The sequence below is a fragment of the Bradyrhizobium sp. genome (genome assembly GCF_030697065.1).
In the GTDB taxonomy this organism is placed as follows: Bacteria; Pseudomonadota; Alphaproteobacteria; order Rhizobiales; family Xanthobacteraceae; genus Bradyrhizobium.
Genome location: NZ_JAUYQU010000092.1, coordinates 28223 through 41208, shown reverse-complemented (window position 1 = coordinate 41208; position 12986 = coordinate 28223). Strand labels below are relative to the sequence as shown.

General features: G+C 64.0%; 16 protein-coding genes. 9 read left to right on the top strand and 7 right to left on the bottom strand.

The window, feature by feature from the left end; genetic code table 11:
• Positions 1-194: 194 nt before the first annotated feature.
• The 3 genes from Q8R73_RS06705 to Q8R73_RS06695 are packed head-to-tail and all read left to right on the top strand — an operon-like array spanning position 195 to position 3810.
• On the top strand, positions 195-1064 hold the full coding sequence (locus Q8R73_RS06705) for a xanthine dehydrogenase family protein subunit M (protein WP_305718755.1): 870 nt from the start codon (positions 195-197) through the stop codon (positions 1062-1064).
• Positions 1065-1069: 5 nt separating this feature from the next.
• Entirely contained in the window at positions 1070-1552 is a 483-nt protein-coding gene (locus tag Q8R73_RS06700) for a (2Fe-2S)-binding protein (protein ID WP_305718754.1), read from the top strand.
• The gene (locus Q8R73_RS06695; protein WP_305718753.1) at positions 1549-3810 is read left to right on the top strand and encodes a xanthine dehydrogenase family protein molybdopterin-binding subunit; all 2262 of its coding nucleotides are present in this window, start codon (positions 1549-1551) and stop codon (positions 3808-3810) included. Before Q8R73_RS06700 ends, Q8R73_RS06695 begins: the two co-directional genes overlap by 4 nt.
• Before the next feature lie 62 nt (positions 3811-3872).
• Here the strand turns inward: Q8R73_RS06695 and Q8R73_RS06690 are convergent, their stop codons facing one another.
• The 3 genes from Q8R73_RS06690 to Q8R73_RS06680 all read right to left on the bottom strand — a co-directional run bounded on the left by Q8R73_RS06690 (position 3873) and on the right by Q8R73_RS06680 (position 4815).
• Positions 3873-4148, bottom strand: a complete 276-nt coding sequence (locus tag Q8R73_RS06690; RefSeq protein ID WP_305718752.1) for a transglycosylase — start codon at positions 4146-4148, stop codon at positions 3873-3875.
• 119 nt (positions 4149-4267) lie between these two features.
• The gene (locus tag Q8R73_RS06685; protein WP_305718751.1) at positions 4268-4450 is read right to left on the bottom strand and encodes a hypothetical protein; all 183 of its coding nucleotides are present in this window, start codon (positions 4448-4450) and stop codon (positions 4268-4270) included.
• A 119-nt stretch (positions 4451-4569) separates the two neighbouring features.
• The gene (locus tag Q8R73_RS06680) at positions 4570-4815 is read right to left on the bottom strand and encodes a hypothetical protein (protein ID WP_305718750.1); all 246 of its coding nucleotides are present in this window, start codon (positions 4813-4815) and stop codon (positions 4570-4572) included.
• A gap of 331 nt (positions 4816-5146) precedes the next feature.
• Here Q8R73_RS06680 and Q8R73_RS06675 point away from each other — a divergent pair, with 331 nt between their 5' ends.
• The gene (locus Q8R73_RS06675) at positions 5147-5284 is read left to right on the top strand and encodes a hypothetical protein (protein ID WP_305718749.1); all 138 of its coding nucleotides are present in this window, start codon (positions 5147-5149) and stop codon (positions 5282-5284) included.
• A gap of 35 nt (positions 5285-5319) precedes the next feature.
• Here the strand turns inward: Q8R73_RS06675 and Q8R73_RS06670 are convergent, their stop codons facing one another.
• Positions 5320-6243, bottom strand: a complete 924-nt coding sequence (locus tag Q8R73_RS06670; RefSeq protein WP_305718748.1) for a 2-dehydropantoate 2-reductase — start codon at positions 6241-6243, stop codon at positions 5320-5322.
• A gap of 121 nt (positions 6244-6364) precedes the next feature.
• On the opposite strand from Q8R73_RS06670, the gene Q8R73_RS06665 reads away from it, so the two are divergent.
• The gene (locus Q8R73_RS06665) at positions 6365-6580 is read left to right on the top strand and encodes a hypothetical protein (RefSeq protein ID WP_305718747.1); all 216 of its coding nucleotides are present in this window, start codon (positions 6365-6367) and stop codon (positions 6578-6580) included.
• A 130-nt stretch (positions 6581-6710) separates the two neighbouring features.
• Complete coding sequence (locus tag Q8R73_RS06660; protein WP_305718746.1) at positions 6711-6905, top strand: hypothetical protein; 195 nt, start codon at positions 6711-6713, stop codon at positions 6903-6905.
• Between the two features lie 95 nt (positions 6906-7000).
• Here Q8R73_RS06660 and Q8R73_RS06655 read toward each other — a convergent pair whose 3' ends face one another.
• Both Q8R73_RS06655 and Q8R73_RS06650 read right to left on the bottom strand, forming a co-directional pair.
• Positions 7001-7639, bottom strand: a complete 639-nt coding sequence (locus tag Q8R73_RS06655; protein ID WP_305718745.1) for a Crp/Fnr family transcriptional regulator — start codon at positions 7637-7639, stop codon at positions 7001-7003.
• Positions 7640-7780: 141 nt separating this feature from the next.
• Positions 7781-9226 (bottom strand): short-chain fatty acyl-CoA regulator family protein, encoded by a 1446-nt coding sequence (locus Q8R73_RS06650; RefSeq protein WP_305718744.1) that lies wholly within the window; start codon positions 9224-9226, stop codon positions 7781-7783.
• A gap of 188 nt (positions 9227-9414) precedes the next feature.
• Here Q8R73_RS06650 and Q8R73_RS06645 point away from each other — a divergent pair, with 188 nt between their 5' ends.
• The 3 genes from Q8R73_RS06645 (at position 9415) to Q8R73_RS06635 (ending at position 12066) form a co-directional block, all read left to right on the top strand.
• Entirely contained in the window at positions 9415-11052 is a 1638-nt protein-coding gene (locus Q8R73_RS06645) for an isocitrate lyase (RefSeq protein ID WP_305718743.1), read from the top strand.
• Positions 11053-11073: 21 nt separating this feature from the next.
• On the top strand, positions 11074-11283 hold the full coding sequence (locus tag Q8R73_RS06640) for a hypothetical protein (protein ID WP_305718742.1): 210 nt from the start codon (positions 11074-11076) through the stop codon (positions 11281-11283).
• A gap of 225 nt (positions 11284-11508) precedes the next feature.
• On the top strand, positions 11509-12066 hold the full coding sequence (locus tag Q8R73_RS06635) for a hypothetical protein (protein ID WP_305718741.1): 558 nt from the start codon (positions 11509-11511) through the stop codon (positions 12064-12066).
• Here the strand turns inward: Q8R73_RS06635 and Q8R73_RS06630 are convergent.
• Positions 12063-12953, bottom strand: coding sequence for a metallophosphoesterase (locus Q8R73_RS06630; protein ID WP_305718740.1), 891 nt, complete (start codon positions 12951-12953; stop codon positions 12063-12065). The two genes, Q8R73_RS06635 and Q8R73_RS06630, sit on opposite strands and share 4 nt — an antisense overlap.
• Positions 12954-12986 lie beyond the last annotated feature (33 nt).

The window sequence follows — 12986 nt, the reverse complement described above, 5'->3', positions numbered from 1 at the left end:
CCGCGGGACAACCCAGTGGCGATCGATCAGTGCGGGCGTGTGTCCGCTTTGGTGCGCAATGGCGCATGGGAGCCTGCCGCCGGAGCGGGGCCCAAAGGCTGTTCCAATCGGTTTTGCCCGTGTAGGCTCTCCGTCCTGCGGGACCGGGCAAGGTGAGCCAACAATCACCGGCGGCCGGCAGATGAGGGAAACGAATGACCGAACTCCGATATCTTGCGCCGGCCACGCTCGACGAAGCCGTCAAGGCCTTTGCCTCCGCCGGCAGCGCCGGGCGCATCCTGGCCGGTGGCACCGATTTGCTGGTGCAGATGCGTTCCGGGGCCGTGAAGCCGGGCGTGATCGTCGACATCAAGAAGATCACCGAGATGACCGCGATCGAGCCAACCGCCGATGGCGGCTTTCGGATCGGCGCCGCCGTCCCGGGCGCGGTACTGGCGGAACATCCGCATTTCGGCAAGGCCTGGCCGGGCCTGCTGGAAGCCATCAACCTTATCGGCTCCACCCAGGTGCAGGGCCGCGCCTCGGCGGGCGGCAATCTGTGCAACGGATCGCCGGCCGGTGACAGCGTGCCCGCCCTGGTCGCCGCGGGCGCCATCGCCACGCTGCAGGGCCCCAACGGCCGCCGCGAGATGAAAGTGGAAGACGTGCCGGCCGGCCCGGGCCGCACCAATCTTCTGCCGGGCGAGATCCTGGTCAGCTTCACACTGCCGCCGCGCCCGAAGGGGTCGAGCGACGCTTACTTGCGCATGATTCCGCGCACCGAAATGGACATCGCCGTGGTCGGCGTCGGTGTCAATCTTACGCTCAAGGACGGTGTCTGCACCGCCGCGCGCGTCGGCCTCGGCGCGGTCGCGCCGACCGTGCTGCTGGTCGAGGCGGCCGCCAAGGCGCTGATCGGCAGCAAGCTCGACGATGCGGCGCTGAAGGCCGCCGCCAGCGCCTGTTCCGCCGCCTGCCGTCCGATCGACGACAAGCGCGGCACCATCGTTTACCGCACCAGAGTTGCCGGCGTGCTGTTGAAGCGCACGGCTTTGATCGCCGCCAGGCGCGCCGCAGGGAACTGAAAATCATGGCAAAGCTGCACGTATCCACCACCATCAACGGCGAGCCGGTGGAGTTTCTCTGCGAGCCGTCCGACACCATGCTCGACGCGCTGCGCGGGCCGCTCGGCCTCACCGGTTCGAAGGAAGGCTGCGCCTCCGGCGATTGCGGCGCCTGCAGCATCACGCTGGATGACCGGCTGGTCTGTTCCTGCCTGATGCTGGCGGTCGAGGCAGAGGGCCATGCGTTGCAAACCATCGAGGGCATGGCCCACGGCGACAAGTTGCATCCGCTGCAGCAGAAATTCCTGGAAATGGCGGCTCTGCAGTGCGGCATCTGCACGTCAGGCATGCTGGTCGCATCCGACGCGCTGCTGCGGAAGAATTCGAAGCCGAGCGAGGAGGAGGTGCGGTTCTGGCTGGCCGGCAATCTCTGCCGCTGTACCGGTTACGACAAGATCGTGCGGGCGGTGATGGAAACCGCCGATGAAATGCGGGAGGCTGCGCAATGAACGTCGTTACCAACAACAAGTGGATCGGTGAACGAACGATCCGGCCCGACGGCGCCGACAAGGTGACCGGCCGCGCGGCGTTCGCTGCCGACACCAACATGCCCGGTATGATCTGGGGCAAGGTGCTGCGCAGCCCGCATCCGCATGCCCGCATCAAGTCGATCGACACCTCGAAGGCCGAGGCGCTGCCCGGCGTCAAGGCGGTGGTGTCGGCGCGCGACGTCGTCGACTTCCCGGTCGACAAGTCGGTGATGCTCGGAATCCAGGACATGCGCTGGATGTGCCGCAACGTGATGGCGCGGGAAAAGGCGCTGTTCCCCGGCCACCCCATCGCGGCAGTGGCCGCCACCACGGAGGCGATCGCGGCCAAGGCCTGCGAGCTGATCGAGGTGGAATATGAAGTGCTGCCCTGGGTGATCGAGATCGACGACGCGATCGCGCCGGATGCGCCGATCCTGCACGATTTCATGAAGTTCGAGGGCAAGCCGTCCAACATCGGCGGCCGGCTCGAGGTCAAGAAGGGTGACGTCGCCGAAGGCTTTGCGCAAGCGGAAGTAATCGTCGAGCGCAGCTTCACCACCCGCCCGGTGCATCAGGGTTATATCGAACCGCATGCCTGCCTGGTCAGCGTCGGCGCCGACAACAAGACCACGATCTGGAGTTCGAGCCAGGGCCAGTTCATGGTGCGCGCGATGACGGCGTATCTCACCGGCATCCCGCAGAGCGACATCCGCGCCATCCCCGCCGAAATCGGCGGCGGGTTCGGCGGCAAGACCATCGTCTACCTCGAACCGCTGGCGACACTGCTGGCGAAAAAATCCGGCCGTCCGGTCAAGATGGTGATGACCCGCGAGGAAGTGATGCGGGCGACCGGGCCGACGTCAGGCTCGAAGAGCACCGTCAAGATCGGCGCGAAAAAGGACGGCACCATCGTCGCCGCGCAGGGCACCTTCTACCTGCAGGCCGGCGCATTGCCGGGCTCGCCGAACCGCGGCGCGGTCGGCTGCAGTTTCTCGCCTTACGATATCCCGCATGTGCTCGCGGTCGGCTTCGACGTGCTCTCCAACCGCTCCAAGGTTGCGGCCTACCGCGCCCCGGGGGCGCCGATCGGCGCCTATGCGGTGGAGTGCGTGCTCGACGAACTCGCCGAAGCGCTGAAAATGGATCCGCTCGACCTGCGGCTGAAGAACGCCGCAAGGCAGGGCACCAAGGCGGCGTTCGGCCCGGTGTTTCCGCGCATCGGCTACGTCGAGACGCTGCAGGCCGCGAAATCGCATCCGCATTATTCCGCGCCGCTCGGCAAGCTGCAGGGCAGGGGCGTCGCTTCCGGCTTCTGGTTCAATGCCGGCGGCGAATCCTCCGCCCAGGTCAACATCACCGAGGACGGCAATGTGGTCGTCACCACGGGCCATCCCGATGTCGGCGGCTCGCGCGCCGCGATCGCCAACATCTGCGCCGAGCTGCTTGGCATCGACTACAAGCGGGTGTCCGTGCTGATCGGCGACACCGCCACCATCGGCTTCTCCAATCTCACCGGCGGCAGCCGCGTGCTGTTCGCTTCCGCGATCGTGGTGACGCAGTCGACCGACAAGATCATCGCTACGCTGAAGGAGCGTGCGGCAAAAATCTGGGACATCGATCCCGAAGCGGTGAAATGGGAGAACGGCGCGGCGCATCCGGCCAGCCCCAACGCCGGCCAGTTCGAACCGCTGACGCTGGCCGAACTCGCCGCCAAGGCGCCGTCGATGGGCGGACCGATCGGCGCCGGCGTTCAACTCAACACCGAGGGCGCCGAAGGCGGCTTCGGCACGCATATCTGCGACGTCGAGGTCGATCCCGAGCTCGGCATCGTCCGGGTGATCCGCTACACCGCCGTGCAAGACGTCGGCCGCGCCATTCATCCCGGCTATGTCGAAGGCCAGATCCAGGGCGGCGTCGCGCAGGGCATCGGCTGGGCGCTCAACGAAGAGTACATCTACAACAAGAGCGGCAAGGTCGATAATCCCGGTTTCCTCGACTACCGCATGCCGGTTTGTTCGGACCTGCCGATGCTCGACACCGTGATGGTCGAAGTGCCAAACCCGAAACATCCGCAAGGCGTCAAGGGCGTCGGCGAAGTGCCGCTGGTCCCCGTCATGGCCGCCGTCGCCAACGCTATCCACAACGCCCTCGGCAAGCGCTTCTACAGTCTGCCGATGTCGCCGCCGGTGGTGCTGGAGGTGATCGAAGGTCCCGAGACGCGTCAAGCAGCGGAGTGATGTGGACGCCCATAGACCGTCATCACCCGTGAACGGGAAAGCGGGTGTCCTGGAGAGCGCGGCTATTTGGCCATTCGCCAGGTGAACAGCACCGCGGCCGCCCCGAGCGCTGCCGCGATCACCGCCATCAGCAGTCCGCTGCCCAGCGCCAACAGCACCGCGATGTGAAAGCCGATGAAGGCGCCGGCAATTCCTACCAGCGCACTGGTAATGATGCCGCGGCTGGATCCGGAGAACTGTCGGGCCAGCCAGGATGGCCCGGCGAGTCGGTCGAACATCAGGCCGGCGGCAATGCCGATGAGAAGGATGACGATGAACGTGATGGCGGGGTCGCGCATGCGGGTCGCCTCGATGGTTGGACAGGGTCCAGGCCGATGCTGGATTGCCCTGGAATTCGGCGTCGGACTGCAGGAAAGTGCGCCTTTACCTCGGAGAAGTCGATGGAATTTCGTTTCGCCTAGCCTTTAAGCGCCTGACGCTGCTTGCTCAGCGAGCCGCGGCGGCTGATTTTCGCCCTTGCGATGCGGACCGCGTCCGCCCTGGCCGATTGTTTCTTTTTCGACTTCTGCTTCGTCACCAGCGTGAGGGCCTGCGATTGCATCGGCGTGATCGAACCGTGTGCGACGGGCTGAACGCTCATGGGGCCGGTCGATGATGGATTCGGTCGGGGCATGATGGATAACGCCTTGCGAACGAATTGGTTCAACCCGTCAGGCAAGGTTTCTGAAGAATGCCCGTCGGGTACGAAGTCCCGGGGCCTCACCGCGTCATCGCTCGAACGGCAGTGTCGCCTGGTCCTCGGACCAGTCGATGACCTCGAAAAACATCCCGCGCTTGAGCATCTCGGTCGAGGTCGGCCGCGTGCTTCTTCCAGTCGGGGGTTTCGCGTACGCGAAATCGGCGTTCCTCGCCCAGACCGGCGAGCGCATCGTCCGATGCCAGCGCGCCGCGCACGCTCTCGTACATCACGATGAGGCTGGCGTTATTGAACGCTTGGTAGTCCATGGGGTCCCACCCTGCAAAAGGATGCCCATTGCTCGGGCGGCGGCTGGTGCCCCGCGGCCAGACGGGCGGCGTAAAAGGTGCGCCCAATGGGTTAATCGAGCGTTGGTGAATTAGGGTTAAGGACAATTGGAACCCGGCCGGGCCACCTCGCCGGCAGTACCTATGATAGTGAGGTTTCATCAAGTGCTTCGAAGCGGACTCCGGGTTCGCGACAGGGAAACGCGCCCAGAAAGACCGAGGCCCGGTTGTCATTCGATCAGAACCGAAAGGCTGAAGCGGGGGGATTATCGTGGGTTCGAACAGGATTAGAACAGTATTGGGCCTGGGGGCATTGGCGGCCTTCGGCGCGGCCGAGCTCGCCGTCATCTATGCCGTCGCCGGCGCGATCATGGAGCTGACATTAGGCGTCGACGTACCGCTGATCGGGCTGGTGGATTCGAGCGACGATGTGGCGACGGGATGCACGTGAGGCGGGTGTCTTCGACACACGCAACGGCCTTCCCGCTACCCGATCTTCCCCATCGCATACGGCTTCAGCATCGCGTACATCACGCTGTGCGTCGGGGTCGGCACGCCCAGTTGCTTGCCCAGCTCCGCGACCTTGCCGCCGAGCCAGGGCAGCTCCAGCCGGTTGCCGCGCTCGAGGTCGAGCGCCATCGAGGCGCGCATGGTGGGCGGCGCTTGGCGGTTGAATTCCAGGATTTTCGCGAGCGCATCGGCCGGCAGCGCGATGCCCTTGGCACGGGCGACGTCGATTACTTCCTGGTGGGCGGCGATGAAGACGGGGCGGATGTCGGGGTCGTCGCGCAACTGGCCGATCGGCTGGCGCGCCAGCGCGGTGATGCTGGCGTTGGCGGCGAGCAGCACGAACTTCATCCAGAGGTCGGTCAGGATCTGGTCGCTCAAGGTGGATTCGAAGCCGGCCTTCTGGCACAGCGCGAGAAAATCCTCGGCGCGCCGGCTGCGGCTGCCGTCGAGTTCGCCAAAAATCATCCGCATGAAGGTGCCGACCTGGGTGATCGTGCCGGGCGCGGTAATCGAGGCCGATATCTGCGCCACGCCGCCCATCACCGCGCTCTCGCCCAATATCGGAATCAGCCGCTCATGCGCGTCGATGCCGTTCTGCAGCGGGATCACGGCGGTGCCGGGACCGACCAGCGGCTTGATGCGTTCGCCCGCGCTTTCGACGTCCCACAGCTTGACGCAGAACAGCACGATATCGACGGTGCCGATCGCGGCGGGATCATCGGTCGCCCGGGTCGGCACCAGATGGCTGTCGCCGCGGGGGCTGTGGACTTTCAGTCCGGCGCCCTGCATGGCGGCGAGATGGGCGCCGCGCGCGATGAAGGTGACATCGGCTCCCGCCTGCGCCAGTGCCGCGCCAAATCCGCCGCCGACGCCGCCGGCGCCCACTACCGCGATCCGCATGTTCTTTCTCCCTGATCGATTGTTTTCTCTGCCCGCAGTTCACCGCGACGGAGGACAAGACTGGAACGATGTGTGATATCTCCGATTACCCAGCCATCGCAAATTTTTCCGGAAGTGGCGAATGAACAAGTTCCTGAAATACGCCGCAGCCCTGTTGGTCCTGCTCACCGCGAGCGAGGCGTTTGCGCGCGGCGGAGCGGCCGCCAGCATTATGAGTTCGCCCGGCTATCAGCGGCGCCTGCAGGAATCCCGGGGCTATGTCCCGAACCAGTCGGGGTCGGTTCTCCCGACACGGCCCGCGCGCGTCCATCCCCCGAAAAAGCGTCACCGCCATTGATGCCCGCAAGCCCGGGCCGGTAAGGTTGACGGGTTAGCTTAACCGGCGACTTCGATTGCAGGGCGGCCGACGCGGGCTATTCTGTGAGGTGCTGGAGACCTTCCATCCGGCCTGCTTTTCGGAAAACCATATGCTCGCTGAAAGCCGGGAGCGATTTCGAATACTGGGCCTCAGCCCGAAACCGGCCTGGGCCGAGGTCTGGCACCTCTGGAACGTGATCGTCCCCCGGCGGTCGATCACCGGGAAACTGCTGACCGGCCGGGTCTGGCGCCGCCATGATGGCCGACGCTGGATCTACAAGAGATTCACCGGCCACGAGAGCTGAAGCGACAGCGCGGTGAAAAACCCCCAATTTCCCTGAGTTCTCTCCATTCGCCGGTTCGCCCAGACGCTTCAGGACGTCCAGCCAAAAGACGATTGTCAGGCCTGACTGGAAGCCGCGATCCGGTAGGCTGCCGCGTCGCGTTCCAGTTTTGAAATATTCTCGAACAGTCGCCGCGTGGTGAGCTGCAGAAAATAGAAACCGAACTGCGGGTTCTGATAGCAAAGCTGCTTCACCTGCTCATATGTGACATGCAGCATTTCTCCGTCCTCGACGCATTCAAGCGTCTGCGTACGCAATTGGTCGGGCGCCAACAACCCAAGTTCGCCGACGATATGTCCCAACAACATATCCTTCCCCAATTCGGCCAGACGAAACCGGCCGGAAACCACGAAGTACATGGCGTCGGCAGCGTCGCCCTTGCGAAAGACTACGTCGCCACGCTTGAACCGGCGCATCGACGTGAACGGCTTGAGCCAGTCCATGTTGAGATTACCTTGCGTGGCATCGCGCACGTCTCTTGTCAGCCGCAGCATCTGGCGAAGCCGCAAGCCATTCAACGGCAGCAAAATGAGGTGCAGAACCAGCACCGGATGCAGGTTGGCGAGATACGCGTAGGTGATGAAAACGCAGTTGCTCAAAATGCCCACTAGGCGAAGCGGAACCATCGTCTTCATGTAGAAAGTCAGAAAGACGAGGAGGGCCGCAACATATCCGGCCATTTCCGTGGTGCTCATGACGCTCCCTCCTCGCGGTCGGCGCCAGATTCACCCCAGCACCATTTTCAAGTCCAGTTCAGCTTCGCCAGTCGTGCAATGTTCGTATCACGTTTCGTCCAAGCCTTTGGCTGTCGACGGCGTCCGAAACCACGGTTCCCCTCACAGTTCTCTCGCATTCGAGAACGCGAACGAGCTCACCCTTCGCGTGTTCTCATCGAGGATCAGCGTCCGGGTGATCGGCGGTTCGGCGCGCTGGCTGCAGTTTTCGCGTTCGCAGAGCCGGCAGTTGACGCCGATCGGGGTGCCCTCGGCTTTTTCGAGGTCTATCCCGGTGGCGTAGACGAGTTTGGTCGCGTGGCGGATTTCGCAGCCTAGGCCGATCGCAAAGCGCGGCTGCGGCTGCGGATGGGGCGCCACCGGCCGGCGCACCATCTGCGCGATCGAGAAGTAGCGCGTGCCGTCGGGCAGTTCGATCACCTGCTTGAGCAGCCGGTCCGGCGTATCGAAAGTCGAGTGCACGTTCCACAGCGGGCAGGTGCCGCCGAATTTTGAGAACGGAAACGTGCCGGAGGAGAACCGTTTCGACACGTTGCCGGCATTGTCGACCCGCAACAGGAAAAACGGCACGCCGCGCGCATTGGGCCGCTGCAGCGTTGTCAGGCGATGGCAGACCTGCTCAAAACCGGCGTTGAAGCGTTGCGCCAGCACGTGGACGTCGTAGCTCAACGCCTCCGCGGCACCGTGAAAGGCCTGATAGGGCATCATCACGGCCGCTGCGAAATAATTGGCCAGCGTGATGCGATACAGCCGTCGCGGCGTATCGTCGAGCGGCCCCGCGCGGTTGACGATGGCATCGAAACTGCCGCTGCATTCGGTCAGACCGATCTGGAACGCGAGCTGGAAGGCGCGGCCGGGGCTGTCCACCAGTTCGGAGATCAGCAGTTGCCGGCGATGCCGGTCGAAGCGCCGCAGGGTCTCGCGCATGACGTCGACCGGCATGATGCGGGTGACGACCGAATGCTTTTCGCGCAGGCGCGCTGCCAGTGCCGCGAACAGCTCTTCCGCGGGCACGTTCAGCTCGTCGCGCAGGGTTTCGGCAGCGTGTTCCAGTTCGGGGAAATAGTTGCGGTTGGCCTCTATCAGGTCGCGGATGCGCTCGATCGGATTGGCCTCGTAACGGGTGCCCTCGTCGCGGTCGGCCATTTGCGCCGCCACCATGGTCTCGCCGCGCCGGGCTTCGGTATAGGCGGCATAGAGGCGCTGCAGGGAATGGGTCACACCGGGGCACAATTCGGCGAGGTCGCGCAGTTCCTGCTTCGGCAGATCGATCTGCCGGAACAGGGGATCGGAGAAGATCTCGTTCAGTTCGGCGAAGAAGCGGTCCTCGTCGGCGGTGGCGAGGTCGCGCAGATCGAGATCATAGGTCTCCGCCAGCCGCAGCAGCAGCTGCGCCGTCACCGGCCGCTGGTTGCGCTCGATCAGGTTGATATAGCTCGGCGAAATCTCCAGCCCCTCGGCCATCTGGGTCTGCGACAGCCCCAATTGCTGGCGGATTCGCCGGAACCGGGGCCCGACGAACAGCTTTTTTGCGGAATTGCCGGCCATGGCTGCGTCCTGTTTGTGACAAACTTGACAACATGACATCTATGACAAGTACGTATGTTACATGACATCACCAATAAATGACAAGGTATCTATACGAATTCGGAAGTTTGGCGTTTAGCTCTCGGCACGTTTCGCAATGCACTGTCAAGAATGTCTAGTGACGAATTGTCGCCGAAAGGATCATGCACATGAACTACCAGCCACGAGGGATCAGTGACCAGGCTCTCCAGGGACCGGCTTCCTATCTGAGCGAGCTTGGCGCTGCCGAGGCGCTGCTCAAGACCCAGCCGACCTGGAACGGCGTCACCGCCGAAGCCGTGGCGCGTATGCGTCTGCAGAACCGCTTCAAGACCGGCCTGGACATCGCCCGATACACCGCCGCGCTGATGCGCAGCGATATGGCGGCCTATGACGCCGATCCCACCAAGTACACCCAGTCACTCGGTTGCTGGCACGGTTTCATCGCGCAGCAGAAGCTGATTTCGGTCAAGAAGCATTTCGGCAAGACCGATCGCCGCTACCTGTATCTGTCCGGCTGGATGATCGCCGCACTTCGCTCCGAATTCGGACCGCTTCCCGATCAGTCGATGCATGAGAAGACCTCGGTGCCGGCGCTGATCGAGGAACTCTACACCTTCCTCCGTCAGGCGGACTCCCGTGAACTCAACGATACCTTCCGCGCCATCGACGCCGCTCGCAAGGCTGGCGACAAGGCAACGGAAAAGGCATTGATCGAAAAGGTCGACAACTTCCAGACCCATGTCGTGCCCGTCATCGCGGACATCGACGCCGGTTTTGGCAATGCGGAGGCGACCTATCTGCTTGCCAAGAAGATGATCGAAGCAGGTGCGTGCGCCCTGCAGATCGAAAATCAGGTTTCCGACGAGAAGCAGTGCGGCCACCAGGATGGCAAGGTTACCGTGCCGCACGAGGTGTTCCTGGCGAAGATCCGGGCGTGCCGCCATGCCTTCCTCGAACTGGGCGTCGAAGACGGCATCGTCGTGACCCGCACCGACTCGCTGGGTGCCGGTCTCACGCAGCAAATCGCCGTGAGCCACAAGCCCGGCGACCTCGGCGATCAGTACAACAGTTTCCTGGATTGCGAGGAAGTGACGGCCGACAATGCCAGGAATGGCGATGTCATCATCAACCGCAATGGCAAGATGCTGCGTCCGAAGCGGCTGGCCAGCAACCTCTACCAGTTCCGCGCCGGCACCGGCGAAGATCGCTGCGTACTCGACAGCATCACCTCGCTGCAGAACGGCGCCGACCTGTTGTGGATCGAAACCGAGAAGCCGCATATCGAGCAGATCGCCAAGATGGTCGACCGCATTCGCGAGGTCGTTCCGAACGCGAAACTGGCCTACAACAACTCGCCCTCGTTCAACTGGACGCTCAACTTCCGTTGGCAGGTCTACGACGCGATGAAGGAAGCCGGCAAGGATGTCCGCAAGTACAATCGGGCCGAACTGATGAAGCCGGAATACGACGATACGCCGCTCGGCCTCGAAGCCGACGAGCGCATCCGCACCTTCCAGGCGGATTCGGCCAAGCGTGCCGGCATCTTCCACCATCTGATCACGTTGCCGACCTATCACACGGCAGCTCTGTCGACCGACAATCTCGCGAGGGAGTATTTTGGCGAGCAGGGCATGCTGGGCTACGTGAAGAACGTTCAGCGCCAGGAGATCCGTCAGGGTATCGCCTGCGCGAAGCATCAGAACATGGCCGGCTCCGATATCGGCGACGATCACAAGGAGTATTTCGCCGGTGAAGCCGCCTTGAAGGCGGGCGGTGCCCACAACACGATGAACCAGTTCGGCTAACGGCAACAGCAGGAGACGATCATGACCAAAGGCAGCAATTTCTGGGTGATTGGCGGCGAGTTCGGTTCGATGAACTTCCACAAGCTCGTGGAAGGCTCGGCCCAGGTGCAGGGTCCGTTCAAGACCCGTGGGGAAGCCGAGGATGCCTGGCGCGTCGTCTCGGAAGAGAACCGGCACAAGGCCGGCGTGCGCTTCTCCATCGTGGAAGAGCCCGCCCGCGTCTCGGCGTGAGGCCTGTTGCCAGGTAACTAGAAGAAGACGTCCAGGGACGAGAGCGGCCCCTTCGGTAACCCCGGATGGGGCCGCTCGCGGTTTTGGCTTTCGCTGTCTGCGCTTGCGGGTGAGGCAAGAAAGAGCCGGAGACCTAAACCCTTGGGAATAAACAGCCTTTGCGCCAAACGTGGTTACTGATAGGTTAACGCCACGGTTACCCCTCAGGCAAAGGCGATCAAGCGGATGTCAGACGCGCAGAATACCGGGAGCCAGGCGGTCAGCACCACGCGTCCCGTCCGGCTGCGCGATGCCTTGCGGCAGGCGCGGATCGAGGCCGCCGACCGCACCGGGGTCGTGGTCGATCTGCGCGATGCCGAAGTGGCGCGGCTCGAAATTCTCAACGACGCGCTGGAGCCGCTGTTCGCGCAAATCCCGGAAAAGATCGACCTGTTCGACCGCGGCATCAGCCAGGGCGACACGCCGCGGCTGTGGATCGACGTCGTCGCCCATGTGCTGATGGGGCGCGACAAGCGCATCTACCGCTTCGTGCAGGACACCCGCTTCGGCCGCATCGTCATCGCCGAGTCGCATGACGTCGCCGCCATCGTCGACGCCGTCACCGATTACGTCGCCCGCCGCATGATCGAGCGCGAGCATGCGCTGGTCGCCACGCCCGCGCCGGAGCCGGTGGTCGTCGAGCCAAAGCGCCGCAGCGGTTTCTGGACCTTCGTGCTGGGCTTCCTCGCCGGCGCCATCGCGCTGTTCGGCCTCGCTTTGTTCGCGACCTTGCGGAATCTCTAGAGCAGCCGGGCCTGCCTGATCTGGCGGACGCGCAGCACATCGTCGATCCCCCGCACGGTCTGTTCGCACCGCCACGCCTCGCCCTCGCGCGCGATCGAAAACAGATTATAGGCTGCCGCCGGATAGCGGCCATGGGCGACGGCGGAGGCCGAGGGCACGCCGATCACCGGGATTTTTGCCCGCGGCCCGTCGATCCAGATGGTGGAATGAACGTGATCGTGCCCGTGCAGGACCAGCTCTACGCCATGCCGTTGCAACAGCGCGATGAGCTCAGCCGAATCGGTCAGCCGCTTGTAGCTGGAATTTGACTGCAGCGGATGATGGATCAGCAGCACGCGAAACGCCTGCTCGGCGGCGAGCGCAGCCAGCATGCGCTCCAGCGCGTCCAGTTGGCGGCGCCCGAGCCATCCGGTCGCCATCAGGGGCGGCGTCGGGACCGCCGACGATGCGCTGATCAGCGCCAGCGGGCCGCGCCGGCGCAACTGTGGAAAGGCGACGTCGCCGTCCGGCGCCGCGTCGCCGCGCAGGTAATCCCCCCAGGCCTCGGCAAAGCGATGCTGCGTGGCGCGAACATAGGCGTCGTGATTGCCGGGAATCACCGTGACGCGCTCCGCGGGACCGACGCTTTCCAGCCAGGCCCGCGACGGCGCAAACTCCGCATCCAGCGCCAGATTGACGAGGTCGCCGGTCACCGCGATCTGGTCCGGCGCCTGCGCCTGCAAGTCCGACACCAGCGCGTCGAGCACCTCGCGCCGATGGACCTTGTGGCGGTTGCGGGTCCAGTTGAGGTAGCCGAGCGCGCGCTTGCCCAGGAGATCGCGCAACCCTGCCGCCGGCATCGGCGGCAGATGCGGATCGGACAGATGCGCCAGCGTGAAGGCCGTCATCACCCGCGTCCGCTTCGGTTGCCTGCGGGACGG

Coding starts and splice junctions, on each gene's coding strand:
- Q8R73_RS06700 (WP_305718754.1), top strand. CDS start 1,070: ATGGCAAAGCTGCACGTATCCACCACCATCAACGGCGAGCCGGTGGAG.
- Q8R73_RS06670 (WP_305718748.1), bottom strand. CDS start 6,243: ATGCGGATCGCGGTAGTGGGCGCCGGCGGCGTCGGCGGCGGATTTGGC.
- Q8R73_RS06660 (WP_305718746.1), top strand. CDS start 6,711: ATGCTCGCTGAAAGCCGGGAGCGATTTCGAATACTGGGCCTCAGCCCG.
- Q8R73_RS06695 (WP_305718753.1), top strand. CDS start 1,549: ATGAACGTCGTTACCAACAACAAGTGGATCGGTGAACGAACGATCCGG.
- Q8R73_RS06630 (WP_305718740.1), bottom strand. CDS start 12,953: ATGACGGCCTTCACGCTGGCGCATCTGTCCGATCCGCATCTGCCGCCG.
- Q8R73_RS06635 (WP_305718741.1), top strand. CDS start 11,509: ATGTCAGACGCGCAGAATACCGGGAGCCAGGCGGTCAGCACCACGCGT.
- Q8R73_RS06650 (WP_305718744.1), bottom strand. CDS start 9,226: ATGGCCGGCAATTCCGCAAAAAAGCTGTTCGTCGGGCCCCGGTTCCGG.
- Q8R73_RS06680 (WP_305718750.1), bottom strand. CDS start 4,815: ATGGACTACCAAGCGTTCAATAACGCCAGCCTCATCGTGATGTACGAG.
- Q8R73_RS06685 (WP_305718751.1), bottom strand. CDS start 4,450: ATGAGCGTTCAGCCCGTCGCACACGGTTCGATCACGCCGATGCAATCG.
- Q8R73_RS06665 (WP_305718747.1), top strand. CDS start 6,365: ATGAACAAGTTCCTGAAATACGCCGCAGCCCTGTTGGTCCTGCTCACC.
- Q8R73_RS06655 (WP_305718745.1), bottom strand. CDS start 7,639: ATGAGCACCACGGAAATGGCCGGATATGTTGCGGCCCTCCTCGTCTTT.
- Q8R73_RS06690 (WP_305718752.1), bottom strand. CDS start 4,148: ATGCGCGACCCCGCCATCACGTTCATCGTCATCCTTCTCATCGGCATT.
- Q8R73_RS06645 (WP_305718743.1), top strand. CDS start 9,415: ATGAACTACCAGCCACGAGGGATCAGTGACCAGGCTCTCCAGGGACCG.
- Q8R73_RS06640 (WP_305718742.1), top strand. CDS start 11,074: ATGACCAAAGGCAGCAATTTCTGGGTGATTGGCGGCGAGTTCGGTTCG.
- Q8R73_RS06705 (WP_305718755.1), top strand. CDS start 195: ATGACCGAACTCCGATATCTTGCGCCGGCCACGCTCGACGAAGCCGTC.